16 protein-coding genes are annotated in these 17,059 nt (G+C 71.7%); 13 read left to right on the top strand and 3 right to left on the bottom strand.

The features are described from left to right. Together GPY60_RS17640 and GPY60_RS17635 are read right to left on the bottom strand one after the other, a co-directional pair. Positions 1-504, bottom strand: a 504-nt coding sequence (locus GPY60_RS17640; protein ID WP_197283714.1) for a PE family protein, incomplete at its 3' end; no start/stop codon positions are given. Positions 505-607: 103 nt separating this feature from the next. Then, positions 608-1,039: a limonene-1,2-epoxide hydrolase family protein gene (locus tag GPY60_RS17635; protein ID WP_156688982.1), complete on the bottom strand. Its 432-nt coding sequence runs from the start codon at positions 1,037-1,039 to the stop codon at positions 608-610. A 43-nt stretch (positions 1,040-1,082) separates the two neighbouring features. Here GPY60_RS17635 and GPY60_RS17630 point away from each other — a divergent pair, with 43 nt between their 5' ends. The 6 genes from GPY60_RS17630 to GPY60_RS17605 all read left to right on the top strand — a co-directional run bounded on the left by GPY60_RS17630 (position 1,083) and on the right by GPY60_RS17605 (position 6,407). Further along, positions 1,083-2,249, top strand: a complete 1,167-nt coding sequence (locus GPY60_RS17630) for a glycosyltransferase (RefSeq protein WP_156688981.1) — start codon at positions 1,083-1,085, stop codon at positions 2,247-2,249. A gap of 22 nt (positions 2,250-2,271) precedes the next feature. After that, the gene (locus tag GPY60_RS17625) at positions 2,272-2,466 is read left to right on the top strand and encodes a DUF3046 domain-containing protein (protein WP_444850862.1); all 195 of its coding nucleotides are present in this window, start codon (positions 2,272-2,274) and stop codon (positions 2,464-2,466) included. Positions 2,467-2,703: 237 nt separating this feature from the next. Further along, positions 2,704-3,744, top strand: coding sequence for a recombinase RecA (recA, locus tag GPY60_RS17620; protein WP_156688979.1), 1,041 nt, complete (start codon positions 2,704-2,706; stop codon positions 3,742-3,744). After that, entirely contained in the window at positions 3,713-4,222 is a 510-nt protein-coding gene (gene recX, locus GPY60_RS17615; RefSeq protein WP_156688978.1) for a recombination regulator RecX, read from the top strand. Before recA ends, recX begins: the two co-directional genes overlap by 32 nt. 50 nt (positions 4,223-4,272) lie before the next feature. Continuing rightward, positions 4,273-5,802: a tRNA (N6-isopentenyl adenosine(37)-C2)-methylthiotransferase MiaB gene (miaB, locus tag GPY60_RS17610; RefSeq protein WP_156688977.1), complete on the top strand. Its 1,530-nt coding sequence runs from the start codon at positions 4,273-4,275 to the stop codon at positions 5,800-5,802. Then, positions 5,790-6,407, top strand: coding sequence for an Rv2732c family membrane protein (locus GPY60_RS17605; protein ID WP_156688976.1), 618 nt, complete (start codon positions 5,790-5,792; stop codon positions 6,405-6,407). The genes miaB and GPY60_RS17605 overlap by 13 nt, the downstream gene beginning before the upstream one ends. Here GPY60_RS17605 and GPY60_RS17600 read toward each other — a convergent pair. After that, the gene (locus tag GPY60_RS17600) at positions 6,404-7,774 is read right to left on the bottom strand and encodes a DUF349 domain-containing protein (protein WP_156688975.1); all 1,371 of its coding nucleotides are present in this window, start codon (positions 7,772-7,774) and stop codon (positions 6,404-6,406) included. The genes GPY60_RS17605 and GPY60_RS17600 overlap by 4 nt on opposite strands. 327 nt (positions 7,775-8,101) lie before the next feature. Here GPY60_RS17600 and GPY60_RS17595 point away from each other — a divergent pair, with 327 nt between their 5' ends. The 7 genes from GPY60_RS17595 to GPY60_RS17565 all read left to right on the top strand — a co-directional run bounded on the left by GPY60_RS17595 (position 8,102) and on the right by GPY60_RS17565 (position 17,058). Next, positions 8,102-9,097: a DMT family transporter gene (locus GPY60_RS17595; protein WP_197283713.1), complete on the top strand. Its 996-nt coding sequence runs from the start codon at positions 8,102-8,104 to the stop codon at positions 9,095-9,097. A 9-nt stretch (positions 9,098-9,106) separates the two neighbouring features. Beyond that, on the top strand, positions 9,107-9,790 hold the full coding sequence (locus GPY60_RS17590; RefSeq protein ID WP_156688974.1) for a hypothetical protein: 684 nt from the start codon (positions 9,107-9,109) through the stop codon (positions 9,788-9,790). Between the two features lie 8 nt (positions 9,791-9,798). Further along, positions 9,799-10,731, top strand: a complete 933-nt coding sequence (gene miaA / locus GPY60_RS17585) for a tRNA (adenosine(37)-N6)-dimethylallyltransferase MiaA (protein WP_156688986.1) — start codon at positions 9,799-9,801, stop codon at positions 10,729-10,731. Positions 10,732-10,738: 7 nt separating this feature from the next. Beyond that, a complete protein-coding gene (gene dapF, locus GPY60_RS17580; RefSeq protein WP_156688987.1) occupies positions 10,739-11,611 on the top strand; it encodes a diaminopimelate epimerase in 873 nt (290 codons plus the stop codon). Between the two features lie 46 nt (positions 11,612-11,657). Continuing rightward, entirely contained in the window at positions 11,658-13,076 is a 1,419-nt protein-coding gene (gene hflX / locus GPY60_RS17575; RefSeq protein WP_156688973.1) for a GTPase HflX, read from the top strand. 164 nt (positions 13,077-13,240) lie between these two features. Further along, on the top strand, positions 13,241-14,401 hold the full coding sequence (locus GPY60_RS17570; protein ID WP_156688972.1) for an acyl-CoA dehydrogenase family protein: 1,161 nt from the start codon (positions 13,241-13,243) through the stop codon (positions 14,399-14,401). Positions 14,402-14,778: 377 nt separating this feature from the next. After that, positions 14,779-17,058: a sunset domain-containing protein gene (locus GPY60_RS17565; RefSeq protein ID WP_444850861.1), complete on the top strand. Its 2,280-nt coding sequence runs from the start codon at positions 14,779-14,781 to the stop codon at positions 17,056-17,058. Position 17,059: the final 1 nt, after the last annotated feature.

Here is a 17,059-nt window from a genome sequence, read left to right as displayed (position 1 = left end):
AGCACGGCCACCGGATCCCCCGGTCACGCCGGTGGCCGTGCTGGTCCCCCCGCGGCCGCCGGCGCCGTACAAGATGCCGCCGGACCCACCTGGCGTCCCGACGCCCTGAGCGTCGGTATAGCCGTTGGCGCCGTCACCGATCAGCGGGCGACCCAACGCCGATTCGGTGCGAGCGTTGACCACCCCCAGCGCGTCCTGCCCGAGGGTCTGCAGCTCCGAGACGGCGACTGCCTCCGCCAGCGAGTAGCTGATCTCCGCCTGGCTCAGGGTTTGGACGACGCGGGCATGGAATGCCGCGGCCCGCGCACTGGCCGCCTGAAAGGACGCCGCGTGGCCCGAGAAGAGCGCCGCGACGGCCAGCGACACCTCGTCACCGGCCGCGGCGAGCGGGCCGATGGTCGGTGCCGCTGCCACCGCGTGGGCCGCGGCCAGCGAGCACCCGACCCGCTCCACCTCCGCGGCGGCCGATGCCAGCGCCTCCGGCAGCGCCAGTACATACGACATCGATGCCTCCGGAACGGTTCCGCCGCGGACCTCGATGAAAACAATAGATTTCAGTGGCCGGCGACGCATCCCGCCGACCGTGCAAAAACGCTGTGTCCGCTACTCAGAACGAAGCTTTGAGCGACGGCAGCACCAGCGCCGCCACGCCCCGCGCAGTCGCCTTGACCATGTCGAAGAAGTCGAAGTAGTCCCGCCACAACGTGATTCGCCCGTTGTGCACCTCGAACACGCCGCACACCCAGAACTGCAGGCGCAGGGGACCGACGATGAGTGCGTCGGTCCGTTCGGTGAGCACCGCGGCGCCGTCGGCGGCGATCCGGTGGATCTTCACCTCGAAGGCCATCCGGCCGTACATCCGCCGAAACAGATTCATGGCCCTGGCGCGGCCGTGGATCGTGGGCAGGCCGACGTTCTCGTAGACGAGGTTCTCGTCCAACGCGGCGTCGGCGGCGTCGTAATCGGCGTCTTGCAGGGCGTTCAGGAAGCCCTCGACGACGCGGGTGTTCGATGTGGTTGTCGCGGTCACCTCGGTCATGGTTGCCAGCGTAGGCGAGCGGCGCTGTGGCAGGGTAGGGCCGATGCGCGTCGCCGTCGTCGCCGGGCCGGATCCCGGACACTCGTTCCCCGCGATCGCGCTGTGCCAACGCTTCGCCGAGGCGGGCGACGAGCCCACGCTGTTCACCGGCGCGGAATGGCTCGACACCGCGCGCGCCGCGGGCCTCGACGCAGCCGAGCTGGACGGGCTCGCCGCCACCGACGACGACGTCGACGCCGGCGCCCGCATCCACCGGCGGGCGGCGCGGATGGCCGTGCTCAACGTGCCGGCGCTGCGCGATCTCGCGCCCGACCTCGTGGTCTCCGACGTCATCACCGCCGGCGGCGGCATGGCGGCCGAGCTGCTGGGCATCCCGTGGGTCGAGCTGTGCCCGCACCCGCTGTACATGCCGTCCAAGGGGCTGCCGCCGATCGGCAGCGGGCTGGCGCCGGGCACCGGGCTGCGGGGCCGCCTGCGCGACGCGGTGATGCGGGCGCTCACGGCACGGTCCTGGCGCGCCGGCCTGCGCCAGCGCGCGGCTGTCCGGGTCGAGATCGGGCTGCCCGCCGCTGATCCTGGCCCGCGGCGGCGGCTGATCGCGACGCTGCCGGCGCTCGAGGTGCCCCGGCCGGACTGGCCGGCCGAGGCCGTGGTGGTGGGGCCGTTGCACTTCGAGCCGACGGATCGCGTGCTGGACATCCCGGCCGGTGACGGGCCGGTCGTGGTCGTCGCGCCGTCGACCGCGCTGACCGGGGCCGAGGGGCTGGCCGAGGTCGCGCTGAGATGCCTCGTGCCGGAGGAGACGCTGCCGCCCGGATCGCGCCTCGTGGTGTCGTGGCTGGGCGGCCCGGACCTGACGGTGCCGCCGTGGGCGGTGGTGGGGCTGGGCCGGCAGGCCGACCTGTTGGCGCACGCCGACCTGGTGATCTGCGGGGGTGGTCACGGGATGGTCGCCAAGACGCTGCTGGCCGGGGTCCCGCTGGTGGTGGTTCCCGGCGGGGGCGACCAGTGGGAGATGGCCAACCGGGTGGTCCGCCAGGGCAGCGGGCGGCTGATCCGGCCGCTGACCGCCGACGCGCTGGTGGCCGCGGTCGGCGAGGTGCTGTCGTCGCCCGGCTATCGGGATGCGGCGCGGGCGGCGGGCGCCAGCGTGGCCGGGGTGGCCGACCCCGTGCTGGTGTGCCGGGAAGCGCTTGCTTTAGCTGGCTGAATCGCTGGGTATCTTGGCTGACGTGCGGCTGACCGAGTTTCACGAGCGCGTCGTTCTGCGCTTCGGCGCCGCCTATGGCTCGTCGGTGCTGGTGGACCACGTCCTCACCGGCCTCGACGGCCGGACCGCCGCGCAGGCGATCGAGGACGGCGTCGAGCCGCGCGACGTCTGGCGCGCCCTGTGCGTCGACTTCGACGTGCCCCGCGAGCAGTGGTGAGGGGATTGCCTGCTCGTTGATCCTGCGCCAGTGGTGGCGCTTTTCGGCGTGTCGCCGCCCTAGATGCAGAGTCAACGCCGGTTAGATCCCGGCGTTCGGCGTGTCCGCTTGAGTCGAACACGTGTTCGGCTACTGTGGAAAGCGTTCGAAAAGCCGACTTGTCGGTGGCCTTCTCTAGTGTCACGGCCAACCGACCGAAACCGGTCAGAAGAACGCACCGACTACAGGAGAGGCACCATGACGCAAGCCCCCGACCGCGAGAAGGCTCTCGAACTGGCGATGGCTCAGATCGAGAAGAGTTACGGCAAAGGCTCGGTGATGCGTCTCGGCGACGAGATGCGCCAGCCGATCTCGGTCATCCCGACCGGATCGATCGCACTGGACGTGGCCCTGGGCATCGGCGGCCTGCCGCGCGGCCGGGTCGTCGAGATCTACGGCCCGGAGTCCTCGGGTAAGACCACCGTCGCCCTACACGCGGTGGCCAACGCCCAGGCCGCCGGCGGCGTCGCGGCGTTCATCGACGCCGAGCACGCCCTCGACCCGGACTACGCCAAGAAGCTGGGGGTCGACACCGATTCCCTGCTGGTCAGCCAGCCCGACACCGGTGAGCAGGCCCTGGAGATCGCCGACATGCTGATCCGCTCCGGGGCGCTGGACATCCTGGTCATCGACTCGGTGGCCGCCCTGGTGCCGCGCGCCGAGCTCGAGGGCGAGATGGGTGACAGCCACGTCGGGCTGCAGGCCCGCCTGATGAGCCAGGCGCTGCGGAAAATGACCGGCGCGCTGAACAATTCGGGCACCACGGCCATCTTCATCAACCAGCTCCGCGAGAAGATCGGGGTGATGTTCGGCAGCCCCGAAACCACCACGGGCGGAAAGGCTTTGAAGTTCTACGCGTCGGTGCGCATGGACGTGCGCCGGATCGAGACGCTCAAGGACGGCACCAACGCGGTCGGCAACCGCACCCGGGTCAAGATCGTCAAGAACAAGGTTTCGCCGCCCTTCAAGCAGGCCGAGTTCGACATCCTCTACGGCCGGGGGATCAGCCGCGAGGGATCGCTGATCGACATGGGTGTGGATCAGGGCTTCATCCGCAAGTCCGGGTCGTGGTTCACCTACGAGGGCGAGCAGCTCGGCCAGGGCAAGGAGAACGCCCGCACGTTCCTGATGGAGAACGCCGACGTCGCCAACGAGATCGAGAAGAAGATCAAGGAGAAGCTCGGCATCGGCGCGGTGGTGACCGACGATGACGTCCTGCCCGCCCCCGTCGACTTCTGAGGCCTCGCGCGAGGAGCAGGCGCGGGCGCTGTGCCTGCGCCTGCTCACCGCGAGGGCGCGCACCCGGGCCGAGCTGTCCGGTCAGCTGGCCAAGCGCGGCTATCCGGACGACGTCGCCGGCCGGGTGCTCGACCGGCTCGCCGCCGTCGGCCTGATCGACGACAGCGACTTCGCCGAACAGTGGGTGCAGACCCGCCGGGCCAAGAGCAGGCGCGCGCTGGCCGCCGAACTGCACACCAAGGGTGTCGACAGGGAGGTGATCACCGCGGCGCTCGCCGGGATCGACGCGGGCGCCGAGCGTGACCGGGCCGAGCAGTTGGTGCGGTCCAGGCTGCGGCGCGAGACCCTGAGCGGCGACGACGCGAAGGTGACCCGCAGGCTCGTCGGAATGCTGGCCCGGCGCGGGTACAGCCAGAACCTGGCGTGCGAGGTGGTGCTGGCCGAGCTGGCCGCCGAGCGGGATCGCCGGCGCGTCTGACGGTCGGGTGGCCGGGGCCGGGCACCCCCCGGCCGCCGTACCATGGCCAGGTGACTTCGGTGGTGGCGCGAGACGACGTGACGGGCCCGGGCGGGCTCGACGGCGCGTCGTCGCGCACCTATCAGGTCCGGACGTACGGCTGCCAGATGAACGTCCACGACTCTGAGCGGCTGGCGGGCCTGCTGGAGGCGGCCGGCTACCGCCGCGCCGACGACGGGGCCGACGCGGATGTGGTGGTCTTCAACACCTGCGCCGTCCGCGAGAACGCCGACAACAAGCTGTACGGCAACCTGAGCCACCTGGCGCCGCGCAAGCGCGGCAACCCCGACATGCAGATCGCGGTCGGGGGCTGCCTGGCCCAGAAGGACCGGGAGGCGTTGCTGCGCAAGGCGCCGTGGGTGGACGTCGTGTTCGGCACCCACAACATCGGGTCGCTGCCCACGCTGCTCGACCGGGCCCGGCACAACCGGGTGGCCCAGGTCGAGATCGCCGAGTCGCTGCAGCAGTTCCCGTCCTCGCTGCCCAGCGCCCGCGAATCCGCCTACGCCGCCTGGGTTTCCATATCCGTCGGCTGCAACAACACCTGCACGTTCTGCATCGTGCCGTCGCTGCGCGGCAAGGAGGTCGACCGCGACCCGGCCGACGTGCTGGCCGAGGTGCGCTCGCTGGTCGCCGACGGCGTCCTCGAAGTCACGCTGCTCGGGCAGAACGTGAACGCCTACGGGGTGTCGTTCGCGGACCCGGTGCTGCCGCGCGACCGCGGGGCCTTCGCCGCGCTGTTGCGCGCCTGCGGGGACATCGACGGCCTCGAACGGGTCCGGTTCACCTCGCCGCATCCGGCGGAGTTCACCGACGACGTCATCGAGGCGATGGCCGAGACCCCGAACGTCTGCCCGGCGCTGCACATGCCGCTGCAGTCCGGCTCGGACCGGGTGCTGCGGGCGATGCGCCGTTCCTACCGCGCCGACCGCTACCTCGGGATCATCGACCGGGTGCGGGCCGCGATGCCGCACGCGGCCATCACCACCGACCTGATAGTCGGCTTCCCCGGTGAGACGGAAGAGGACTTCGCGGCGACGCTCGAGGTGGTTCGCCAGGCCCGGTTCGCGGCGGCGTTCACCTTCCAGTACTCCAAGCGGCCCGGCACGCCGGCGGCCGAGCTCGACGGGCAGCTGCCCAAAGCCGTTGTGCAGGAACGCTATGAACGGCTGGTCGAGCTGCAGGAGGAGATCTCGCTGCAGGGCAACCGGGCGCTGGTGGGCGAGGTCGTCGAGCTGCTGGTCGCCGCCGGCGAGGGTCGCAAGGACAGCCGCACGGCGCGCATGACCGGGCGCGCGCGCGACGGCCGCCTGGTGCACTTCGCCGCCGGCGAGGGGGTGCGGCCGGGCGACGTCGTCACCGCCGCCGTAACCGGCGCCGCGCCCCACCACCTGATCGCCGACGCGGGCGTCCTCACCCACCGCCGCACCCGTGCGGGCGACGCGTTCGCCGCGGAACTGCGCCCGGCAGCCACCGGCCTCGGCATGCCGACCATCGGGCCGTCCGTCGGCCCCGTACCACCCATGGGATGTGCACGATGAAGGAAGAACCCACCGGCCTCGACGCCCTGCGGACCGAGATCGAAGCCGCGGAGAAGCGCGTCGCCAGTGAAATCGACCCCGGCCCAAGGGGTTTGGTGGTGGCCATCCTGGTGTTCATTCTGCTGGCGACGTTCATCCTGCCGCACACCGGCGGGGTGCGCGGCTGGGACGTGCTGTTCGACAGCCACGGCGCCGACCGGGCCGCCGTGGCCCTGCCCTCGCGGGTGTTCGCCTGGCTGGTGCTGGTGTTCGGCGTCGGGTTCTCGATGCTGGCGCTGACGACACGGCGCTGGGCGCTGGCGTGGGTCGCCCTGGCGGGCTCGGCGATCGCCGGCGCGGCCGGGCTGCTTGCGGTCTGGTCGCGCCAGACCGCGCCGGCCGGACAGCCCGGTCCCGGCATCGGCCTGATCCTGGCGTGGATCACGGTGCTGGCGTTGACGTTTCATTGGGCCAGGGTCGTGTGGTCGCGCACGATCGTGCAGCTCGCGGCCGAGGAGCGGCGGCGCCAGCTCGCCAGAGACCAGCAGTCGAAGACCTTGCTGGAAAGCCTCGAAAACCCCGCCCGGCCGCAGACGCCCCCCGAGGCCCCACCTTCTTCGAGCTAGGACCTGCGGGTCAGCGCCTGGGCGGCCGCATCCGCCCACTGCCGCCACTGCTCGGCGTTGGCCCTGGCCTCCTCGGCCTCCTTGGTGCGGCCCGCCGCGGCGGCCTTCTGTGCCTGCTGCTCGTACTGCTCGGCGCGGTTGCGGAACTGCTCGGCGCGGGCCTGCGCCTGCGGATCCGACCAGCCGGCGTCGCCCGCGTCGCGCACCTTCTTCTCCACCGCGCGCAACCGCCGCTCCAGCTCGGCCGACCGCTCCCGCGGCACGCGGCCGATCGCGTCCCACTTGTCCGCGATCGCCCGCAGCGCCGCGCGGGCGGCGTCGTGGTTGGTGGTGTCGATCTTCTCCGCCTCCGCCAGCAGCGCCTCCTTGGCGGTGGCGTTGGCCCGCAACTCGGCGTCCTTCTCCGCCGTCGCCGCGTTGCGGGCGGTGAAGAAGGCGTCCTGGGCGGCCTTGAACCGCTTCCACAGCGCGTCGTCGACCTCCCGGCTGGTGCGGCCCGCCGCCTTCCATTCGGTCAGCAGCTTCCGGAACTCCGCGCTGGTGGCCGTCCAGTCGGTCGAATCGGACAGCTCCTCGGCGCGCTCGCACAGGCGTTCCTTCGACTGCCGCACGCCCGACCGCTCCCGGTCGAGTTCGGCGAAATGCGCGCCGCGCCGCCGGTTGAAGGCCTCGCGCGCGGCCGAGTACCGCTTCCACAGCGCGTCGTCGACCTTGCGGTCCAGGCCGCTGATGGTCTTCCACTCATCGAGGATCGTGCGCAGCCGGTCGCCCGCGCTCTTCCACTGCGTCGAGTTGGCGGCCAGCTCCTCGGCCTCCGCGGCCAGCGCCTCCTTGCGGGCCGTCTGGGCGGCCCGGTGCTCGTCGCGCCGCGAGCGCTCCTCCGAGACGGCCGCCCCGGCGCGTTCGACCAGGGTGGTCAGCCGCGCGGCCAGCGCGTCGATGTCGCCGAGCACCGCGGCCGTCGGCAGGGTCTCGGCGAGGGCGGAGGCGTTCGCCCGGATCTTGCGGGCGTCGCCGGTCCCGGCCGCCAGCCGCTCCTCCAGGAGCGTGACCTCGGTGCTCAGGTCGTCGAATCGGCGGCCGAAGTGGGCGAACGCCGCTTCCCGGTCGCCGGCCTGCCACGAGCCGACAACGCGCTCGCCCGCGCCGCTGATCAGCCACACGGTGCCGTCGTCGTCGACGCGGCCGAACCGGTGCGGATCGCTGCGCGGCGGCGCGATCACGGGGTGGGCGGCGGGCCTCGCAACGGGCCGGGGGCCGGGGCGCGGGCCCGGGCGCGGCACCGGGCCGGCGGCCGAGACCGGTTCGGGAGCCGGCTCCGAGACCGGGCCGGGCGAATCGCTGCCGTGGGGCCCCTCGACCGTCATGCGCTCGTCACCACCTTCCGCGCGGTCACCTACCCGCGCACCTGCCGCGCGAAGCGGCACCCGTACGGCCTTCGGGGCCGTTTCCCTCAGTATTCAAGCACTTGCCTGATCGCGTGCCGCAACCTTCGACCGCGCGGGCGCGGCGGCAGAGTCATGACACAGATTCCGCACAGCCGACGCATAGGTTCACGGAGTATGAATTGTCCAACCGTCGGTCGAGACCGTGACCGTCTCGCACTACAGTGTTGGTTTAACCGGTATCAAACATCACGTGTACATGCGTCTTTCGTAGGGAACGCTGGTCGGGACGCTGATGAGGGGGTTCCCATGTCGAAAGTGGACGTAGCGGCGCTGATCGCCTTGTGCGCGGCGCTGGCCTCCGCCGTGGGCGACGTGATCCGTCAGCGCTCGGCGCAGGAGATCACCGACAAGGAAGTCGGACACCTCGAACTGTTCCGCATGTCGTTGCGCGACAAGCGGTGGTGGCTGGGCGGGCTGGCGGCGGTCGTCAACTACAGCCTGCAGGCCGGGGCCCTGGCCTGGGGCTCGGTGGTGCTGGTGACCGCGCTGCAGGTGACCGCCCTGCTGTTCGCCCTGCCGATCTACGCGCGGCTGAGCAACAACCGGGTGACCCGCTGGGAGTGGATGTGGGCGGTCGTGCTGGCCGCCTCGCTGGCCGTCGTCATCATCGTCGGCGACCCGGCGTCCGGGCATCAGCGGGCGCCGCTGTCGACGTGGCTGGTGGTGGCCGCGATCATGGGCCCCTTGTTGGTGTTGTGCGTCGTGGGGGCGCGGGTGTGGCGCGGCCGCCCCGTCGCGGCGATCTTGCTGGCCCTCGTGGCCGGGTCGTCCCTGGCGTTGTTCGCGGTGCTGACCAAGGGCGTGGTCGAGGTGGCCGAGGACGGACTCGGCGCCGTGGTGCGCGCACCCGAGCTGTACCCGTGGCTGGTCGTGATGATCTGCGGAATGGTGTTCCAGCAGTCCGCCTTCCGCGCGGGCGCGTTGACCGCGTCGCTGCCGACGATGACCGTGGCGAAGCCCGTGGTGGCCGGCGTGCTCGGGGTGACGGTGCTGGGTGAGGCGCTGGGCGCCAGGGGCCCCGCGGCGGTCGTGCTGGTGGCGGCCGTGGCGATGGTCGTCATCGCGACCGTGGCGCTGGCCCGCGGCGAGGCCGCCTCGATGGCCGCCGAGCACGGAAGCGACGTGAACCTCGCCGGCGCGCACGAGCGGCTCCCCGGCGGGGATCGGCCACCGGCCGAGGGCACGGGGGGCGCACTCGCGCGGGACGCGGCCGCATCCGAAAGCGCGCGGACCATCCCCTAGTTTGGTGGCGTGCTGAGCGCCATCGCGATCGTGCCCTCGGCGCCGGTCCTGGTACCCCAACTGGCGGGAGCGGCGGCCGCCGAGGTGGCCGACGTCGCCAACGCCGCGCTGGCCGCGGCCGCCCTGCTGCCGCCGCGATGGGTGGTCATCGGCATCGGTGAGGCCGACGCCGCTTACGGTCCCGACGCCGCCGGCACCTTAGCGGGCTTCGGCGTCGACGTCCCCGTCAGCCTTTCCCCGCGGGGCGGCCGACCCGTCGAACTCCCCGTCTGCGCGCTGCTGGGCGCGTGGCTGCGGGGCCGGGCGCGGCCCGAGGCCAGCGCCAGGGTGCGCGTCTACCGCGCCGACCACGACGCCGGCGCCGCGCTGGAGCACGGCCGGCGGTTGCGCGCCGAGCTGGATGCGGAGCCGGACCCGACCGGGGTGCTGGTGGTTGCCGACGGGGCGAACACGCTCACGCCGGCCGCGCCGGGCGGACACCACCCGGAAAACGCCGACGCGCAGCGGGCCCTGGACGACGCGCTGGCGCGCGGCGACGTCGCCGCCCTGACCCGGCTGCCCCGGCCGATCCCGGGGCGGGTCGCCTTCCAGGTGCTCGCCGGCCTCACCGAGCCGGGGCCCCGCTCCGCCAAGGAGCTCTACCGCGGCGCCCCCTACGGGGTGGGCTATTTCGTCGGCGCCTGGCAGGCGTGACGGTGGCCGTGCGACCGCTGGCGATCATCGGGCCCACCGGCACCGGCAAGTCCGGGCTGGCGCTCGACTTCGCCGAGCGGGCCGAGCGGCTGGGGCTCGGCGCCGAGATCGTCAATGCCGACGCGATGCAGCAATACCGGGGCATGGACATCGGCACCGCCAAGCTGCCCGTCGAGGAGCGCCGCGGCATCCCGCACCACCAGCTCGACGTCCTGCACGTGACGCAGACGGCGACCGTCGCCCGCTACCAGCGGGAGGCCGCCGCCGACGTCGAAGCCATCGCGGCCCGGGGCGCGGTGCCGGTGATCGTCGGCGGCTCGATGCTCTACATCCAGTCGTTGCTTGACGACTGGTCGTTTCCCGCGACGGACCCCGACATGCGGGCCCGCTGGGAACGGCGCCTGGCCGAGGAGGGCGTCGGCCGGCTGCACGCCGAACTGACCCGCCGCGACCCCGCCGCGGGCGCGGCCATCCTGCCCACCGACGCCCGGCGCACCGTGCGGGCGCTCGAGGTCGTCGAGCTCACCGGGCAGCCGTTCGCCGCGTCGGCGCCGACCATCGGCAGCCCCCGATGGGACACCGTGATCGTCGGATTGGACTGCGACACCGCCATTCTCGACGAACGGCTGGCCCGGCGCACCGACGCCATGTTCGACCGGGGCCTGGTCGCGGAGGTGACCGCGCTGCTCGACGAAGGCCTGCGCGACGGGGTCACGGCGTCGCGGGCACTGGGGTACGCGCAGGTGATCGCGGCGCTCGACGCGGGCGGCGGGGCCGACCGGCTGCGTGCCGCGCGCGACGAGACCTACGTGGGCACCCGGCGCTACGTGCGACGGCAGCGGTCGTGGTTCCGACGCGACCACCGGGTGCGCTGGCTCGACGCGACCGACGGCGCCAGTCTCGTCGACGACGCCGTGCGGTTGTGGCGAGACGTACCCTGAACAGGTGATCCGCTTCGCCAAGGGCCACGGCACCGAGAACGACTTCGTGCTGCTGCCCGACCTCGACGCGGCGCTGGCGCTGAGCCCCGACAGGGTCGCCGCGCTGTGCGACCGGCGTCGTGGCCTGGGCGCCGACGGCGTCCTGCGGGTCACGACGGCCGGCGCCGCGCTGGGGGCCGGCGTCCTCGACCGCCTGCCCGACGGCGTCGCCGCGGGCGACTGGTACATGGACTACCGCAACGCCGACGGCTCGACCGCCCAGATGTGCGGCAACGGGGTGCGGGTGTTCGCACACTACCTGCGCGCCGCCGGCCTCGAGGGCCGCGACGACTTCGTGGTCGGCTCGCTGGCCGGGCCGCGGCCGGTCACCGTGCACGGCGTGGACTCCACCAACGCCGACGTCACCGTCGACATGGGCAAGGCCAACACGCTCGGGAGGGGAGAGGCGGTCGTCGGTGGCCGGCGGTTCGCCGGCCTGGCCGTCGACGTCGGCAATCCGCACCTCGCCTGCGTCGACCCCGGCCTGACCGCCGAGGCGCTGGCGGCGCTGGACGTCGCCGCGCCGGTGCGCTTCGACCACGGGCAGTTCCCGGAGGGGGTCAACGTCGAGATCCTCACCGTCCCGGTCGACGGCGTCGTGCGGATGCGGGTCCACGAGCGGGGGGTCGGCGAGACGCGATCGTGCGGCACCGGAACGGTCGCGGCCGCCGTGGCCGCGCTGGCCGACGCCGGCGCGAACACCGGGGCCCTGACCGTGCGGGTGCCCGGCGGCGACGTCGTCGTCACGATCACCGACGCCACCAGCTACCTGCGGGGACCGTCCGTCCTGGTGGCCCACGGCGAGATCAGCGGGGAATGGTGGCGCGCCCAGGAGCGTTAATTCGGATGCACGCCACCGATTCCGCGTGCATCATCGTTTATTGCCTATGACAAATCCCGAATTCACTGAAATTGTGCCGGAGCCCAGCACCGGCGAGCTCGCACTCGAGGACCGCTCCGCGCTGCGCCGCGTCGCCGGCCTGTCCACCGAGCTCGCCGACGTCTCCGAGGTCGAGTACCGGCAGTTGCGCCTGGAGCGCGTCGTCCTGGTGGGGGTCTGGACCGACGGCACCGCCGCCGACAGCCAGGCCAGCATGGCCGAGCTCGCGGCCCTCGCCGAGACCGCGGGCTCCCAGGTGCTCGAGGCGCTGATCCAGCGCCGCGACAAGCCCGACCCCGCCACCTACATCGGCTCGGGTAAGGCCCAGGAACTACGCGAGGTGGTGCTGGCGACCGGCGCCGACACCGTCATCTGCGACGGCGAGCTGTCCCCGGCGCAGCTCACCGCGCTGGAGAAGGCCGTCAAGGTCAAGGTCATCGACCGCACCGCGCTGATCCTCGACATCTTCGCCCAGCACGCCACCAGCCGGGAGGGCAAGGCGCAGGTGTCGCTGGCGCAGATGGAATACATGCTGCCGCGGCTGCGCGGCTGGGGTGAATCGATGTCCCGGCAGGCCGGCGGCCGCGCCGGCGGCAGCGGCGGGGGAGTGGGCCTGCGTGGCCCCGGTGAGACCAAGATCGAGACCGATCGCCGCCGCATCCGCGAGCGCATGTCCAAGCTGCGCCGCGAGATCAAGGACATGAAGCAGGTGCGCGACACCCAGCGCAGCCGCCGGCTGGCCAGCGACGTGCCATCCGTCGCGATCGTCGGTTACACCAACGCCGGCAAGTCAAGCCTGCTCAACGCGCTGACCGGGGCGGGCGTGCTGGTGCAGGACGCCCTGTTCGCCACCCTCGAGCCCACCACCCGGCGCGCCGAGTTCCCGGACGGGCGTCCGTTCGTGCTCACCGACACGGTCGGGTTCGTCCGGCACCTGCCCACCCAGCTGGTCGAGGCGTTCCGCTCCACCCTCGAGGAGGTCGTCGACGCCGACCTGCTGGTCCACGTCGTCGACGGCTCCGACGTCAACCCGCTCGCCCAGATCAACGCCGTCCGGCAGGTTGTGTCCGACGTGGTAGCCGACCACAACGGCGCGCCGCCGCCGGAGTTGTTGGTGGTCAACAAGATTGACGCCGCCAGCGACCTGGCACTGGCCAAGCTGCGGCACGCGCTGCCCGGCGCGGTGTTCGTCTCGGCGCGCACCGGTGACGGGATCGACGCCCTGCGGCGGCGGATGGCCGAGCTCGCCGCTCCCAGCGACGCCGCCGTCGACGTGGTGATCCCGTACGACCGCGGCGACCTCGTGGCCCGGCTGCACGCCGACGGGCGCGTCCAGCAGGAGGAGCACAACGCCGACGGCACCCGGATCAAGGCGCGGGTGCCGGTCGCGCTGGCCGCCACTCTCCAGGGCTTCGCCGCCGAATAGCCCGTCGGTCGCGACCCGCATCGCCCGGCGACGCCGCGCTCGCCGCCCCCTAGGCCGCGCGGCGGCTGAGACCGGCACGCCCCGACACCCTGCCGACCAACCGCCCGGTTGGTATATGTTGGGCGACAGAGTTGCCAGTCGGCGGCGGTCACCGGAGGTCTTCCATGGGCAGTGCCATCAAGTATCAGCGCACGTTGTTCGAGCCCGAGCACGAGCTGTTCCGCGAGTCCTACCGCGCCTTCCTGGACCGCCACGTGGCCCCCTATCACGACGAGTGGGAGAAGGCGAAGATCGTCGACCGCGGCGTGTGGCTCGAGGCCGGCAAACAGGGCTTCCTCGGCATGGCCGTCCCGGAGGAGTACGGCGGCGGCGGCAACGGCGACTTCCGGTACAACACGATCATCACCGAGGAAACGACCGCCGGACGTTACAGCGGAATCGGTTTCGGCCTGCACAACGACATCGTGGCGCCCTACCTTCTGGAGCTCGGCACCGAGGAGCAGAAGCAGCGCTGGCTGCCGAAATTCTGCTCCGGCGAGATCATCACGGCGATCGCGATGACCGAACCCGGGACGGGAAGCGACCTGCAGGGCATCAAGACCCGCGCGGTCAAGCAGGGCGACCACTACGTTCTCAACGGGTCAAAGACGTTCATCACCAACGGGATCAACTCCGACCTGGTGATCGTCGTGGCGCAGACCGATCCCGACAAGGGGGCACAGGGCTTTTCGCTGCTTGTCGTCGAACGCGGCATGGAAGGCTTTGAGCGGGGCCGTCATTTGGACAAGATCGGCCTCGACGCCCAGGACACGGCGGAATTGTCGTTCACCGACGTCAAGGTGCCCGCCGAGAACCTGCTGGGCCAGGAGGGCATGGGCTTCATCTACCTCATGCAGAACCTGCCGCAGGAACGCATCTCGATCGCCGTCATGGCGGCCGCGGCCATGGAGCAGGTGCTCGAAGCGACCCTGCAATACACCAAGGAGCGCAAGGCATTTGGCAAGCCGATCGGCAGCTTCCAGAACAGCCGCTTCGTGCTGGCCGAGCTCGCGACCGAGGCCACCGTGGTTCGCATGATGGTCGACGAGTTCGTCCGCCTGCACCTGGACAAGAAGCTCACCGCCGAGCAGGCCGCGATGGCCAAGTGGTACACCACGGAAAAGCAGGTGCACCTGATCGACCGGTGCCTGCAGCTGCACGGCGGGTATGGGTACATGCGCGAATACCCGGTCGCCCGTGCCTATCTCGACGCCCGGGTGCAAACCATCTACGGCGGCACCACCGAGATCATGAAGGAAATCGTCGGCCGCAGCCTCGGCGTCTGATAGCGGCGCCGCACGCCATTGCGGCAAAGATTGGCGTTTCCTCGGGTGGATTGTCGCCCCGTGGAGGGCTTCACGTACCGTCTGCACATGCGGGTCGTCGGTGAACGCGGCGCTTTTCGGTTATCTCGCGGCGTCGTGAATGGGCTGCGATATGGGCGCGGTCCGGCATCATTTCCACATCGGCGCGGTCTCCGTTTCCGTACTATTCCGGAATCGACTTCGCATTTTCCGATGGCAGGAGCAAAGTTATGCGAGCCGGCGATAATGCGGATCGTCATCGGGTCGCGTCCCATTGGTGGGGGCGCGACCCGTTCGCCGGGTCTGCAGGATACGGACGTGGCCGCAGATAGCTGCATATCCGTCGGCTGGGAGGCTTGGTGAACGGGCACAAAGGGCGCATGCGCAGGCTGATCGGGACCGCGCTGGTCAGCTTGGCGGTCACGGCGGCGGCCGCGGCATTGCTGGGGCCCGCGGCGGTGGCGTCTCCGATCGGCGACGCCGAGGCCGCGATGATGGCGGCCTGGGAGAAGGCCGGCGGCGACACCTCACCGCTCGGCGCACGCAAGGGCGACGTCTACCCGGTGGCGGACGGCTTCGCCCTGGACTTCGACGGCGGCCGGATGTTCTACACCACCGACACCGGCGCCAAGTTCGTGTTCGGCCCCATCCTCGACAAGTACTCCTCGCTCGGCGGCCCGGCCGGCAGTGACCTGGGGTGGCCGACCATCAACGAAGTGCCCGGCCTGGCGGGCCCGGACAGCCGCGTGGCCACGTTCTCCGCGAGCGACAAGCCGGTGATCTTCTGGACGTCCGAGCACGGCGCCTTCGTCGTGCGCGGGGCGATGAACGCCGCCTGGGACAAGCTCGGCAGCTCCGGCGGCGTCATGGGCGCCCCGGTCGGCGACGAGACCTACGACGGCGAGGTGACCTCGCAGAAGTTCACCGGTGGCCAGGTGTCGTGGAACCGGCAGACCAAGCAGTTCGCCACCGAGCCGCCGGCCCTGGCCGAACAGCTCAAGGGCCTGCAGGTGCCGATCGACCCGACGGCGGCGATCAACATGGCGTGGCGCGCGGCCGGCGGCGCGAACGGCCCGCTGGGAGCCAAGCAGGGAGGGCAGTACCCGATCGGCGGCGACGGGATCGCCCAGAACTTCGCCGGCGGCAAGGTGTTCTTCAGCCCGGCCACCGGCGCGAACGCCGTCGAGAAGAACATCCTCGCCAAGTACGAGTCGCTGGGCGGCCCGGTGGGCAGCGACCTGGGCTTCCCGGTGGCGAACGAGTCCGACGGCGGCGTGGGGCCCTCGAGCCGGATGTGTACGTTCTCCGCCGCGGACAAGCCGGTGATCTTCTGGACATCCGACCACGGCGCGTTCGTCGTGCGCGGCGCGATGAAGGCCGCGTGGGACAAGCTGCGCGGCGCCGCCGGGAAGTTGGGCGCGCCGGTCGGCGACCAGTCCGTGGACGGCGACGTGGTCTCCCAGCAGTTCACCGGCGGCAAGGTCTCGTGGAACCGGGCGAAGAACACGTTCAGCACCGACCCGTCCAACCTGGCGCCGCTGCTGTCCGGCCTGCAGGTGCCCGGACAGAACCAGCCGAGCAGCGCGGCGGGACCGTCCCACGCCAAGAAGTTCACCTGGCAGTGGTGGTGGCTGCTTGCCGCCATCCCGGTGCTGGTCTTGCTCGCGGTGTCGGCGCTGCTGGCCCTGGGCTGGCGTCGTCGCCGCGCGGGCAGGCTGGCCGCCTCGTGGGACCGGCAGCCCGACGCGGATGCCGGCTACGAGAGCGGCTACGAGGCCGCGGGGGACCGGCGCTGGGGCCACGACGACGCCGACGGCGGCCACTACCCGGTCGACGACTACGCGGCGCCCGAGCAGGAACCGGCGCGCGTCAGCTGGCGGCGCGGGCCGGACGACGACGACGGCGCGGCGCCTGCGGCCGCGGAGGACGAATACGGCCGTGTGCCCGGTGGATTCGCCGCCGACGAGGACGAAGATCCCGACTCGATCGACACCGACTCGATCCCGGTCGTGTCCGGAGCGGCGCTCACCGGGGCCGCACACCCCGAGGCGGGCTACGACGAGCACGGCTATGACGAGGCGGGCTACGACGAGCACGGCCATGACGAGGCGGGCTACGAGGAGCCTGGCTATGACGAGCCGGGCTATGGCGAGCCGGGTTATGCCGAGCACGGCTACCCGGAAGCGGAGACCGCCGCGCAGCATCCGTTCGCGGGCCACCCGGACGAAGCGGGGGAGCAGGGTCCCGAGGAGCACCCGGACGTCGCGATCCCGCGCGCCGCAGCCGATCTCGGCACGCCCGAGGCCACCGCACCCGACGAGGAGGTGGCGGAGGCGGGCGTCGCCGACACCACCGGCGACGAGCCCCGCACTGACGAGCCCCGCACCGGCCGTCACGCGGCCGTGGATGCCGACGATGACGGCGAGTGGGCCGCAGCCTTGGCGCCGAGCGGCCGGCCGACCATCCACCTACCGCTCGACGACCCCTATCAGGTTCCCGACGGCTATCCGATCAAGGCCAACGCCAGCTTCGGCCTCTACTACACACCCGGCAGCGCGCTCTACCATGACACGCTGGCCGAAATATGGCTCACGAGTGAGGAAGTCGCGCGGGCCAACGGCTTCATCAAGGCCGACTGAA

The organism is Mycobacterium sp. Marseille-P9652, from assembly GCF_902652685.1.
GTDB lineage: Bacteria > Actinomycetota > Actinomycetes > Mycobacteriales > Mycobacteriaceae > Mycobacterium.
Note: the sequence above shows the minus strand (reverse complement) of the source record. Positions and strands in the feature narration are given on the sequence as shown.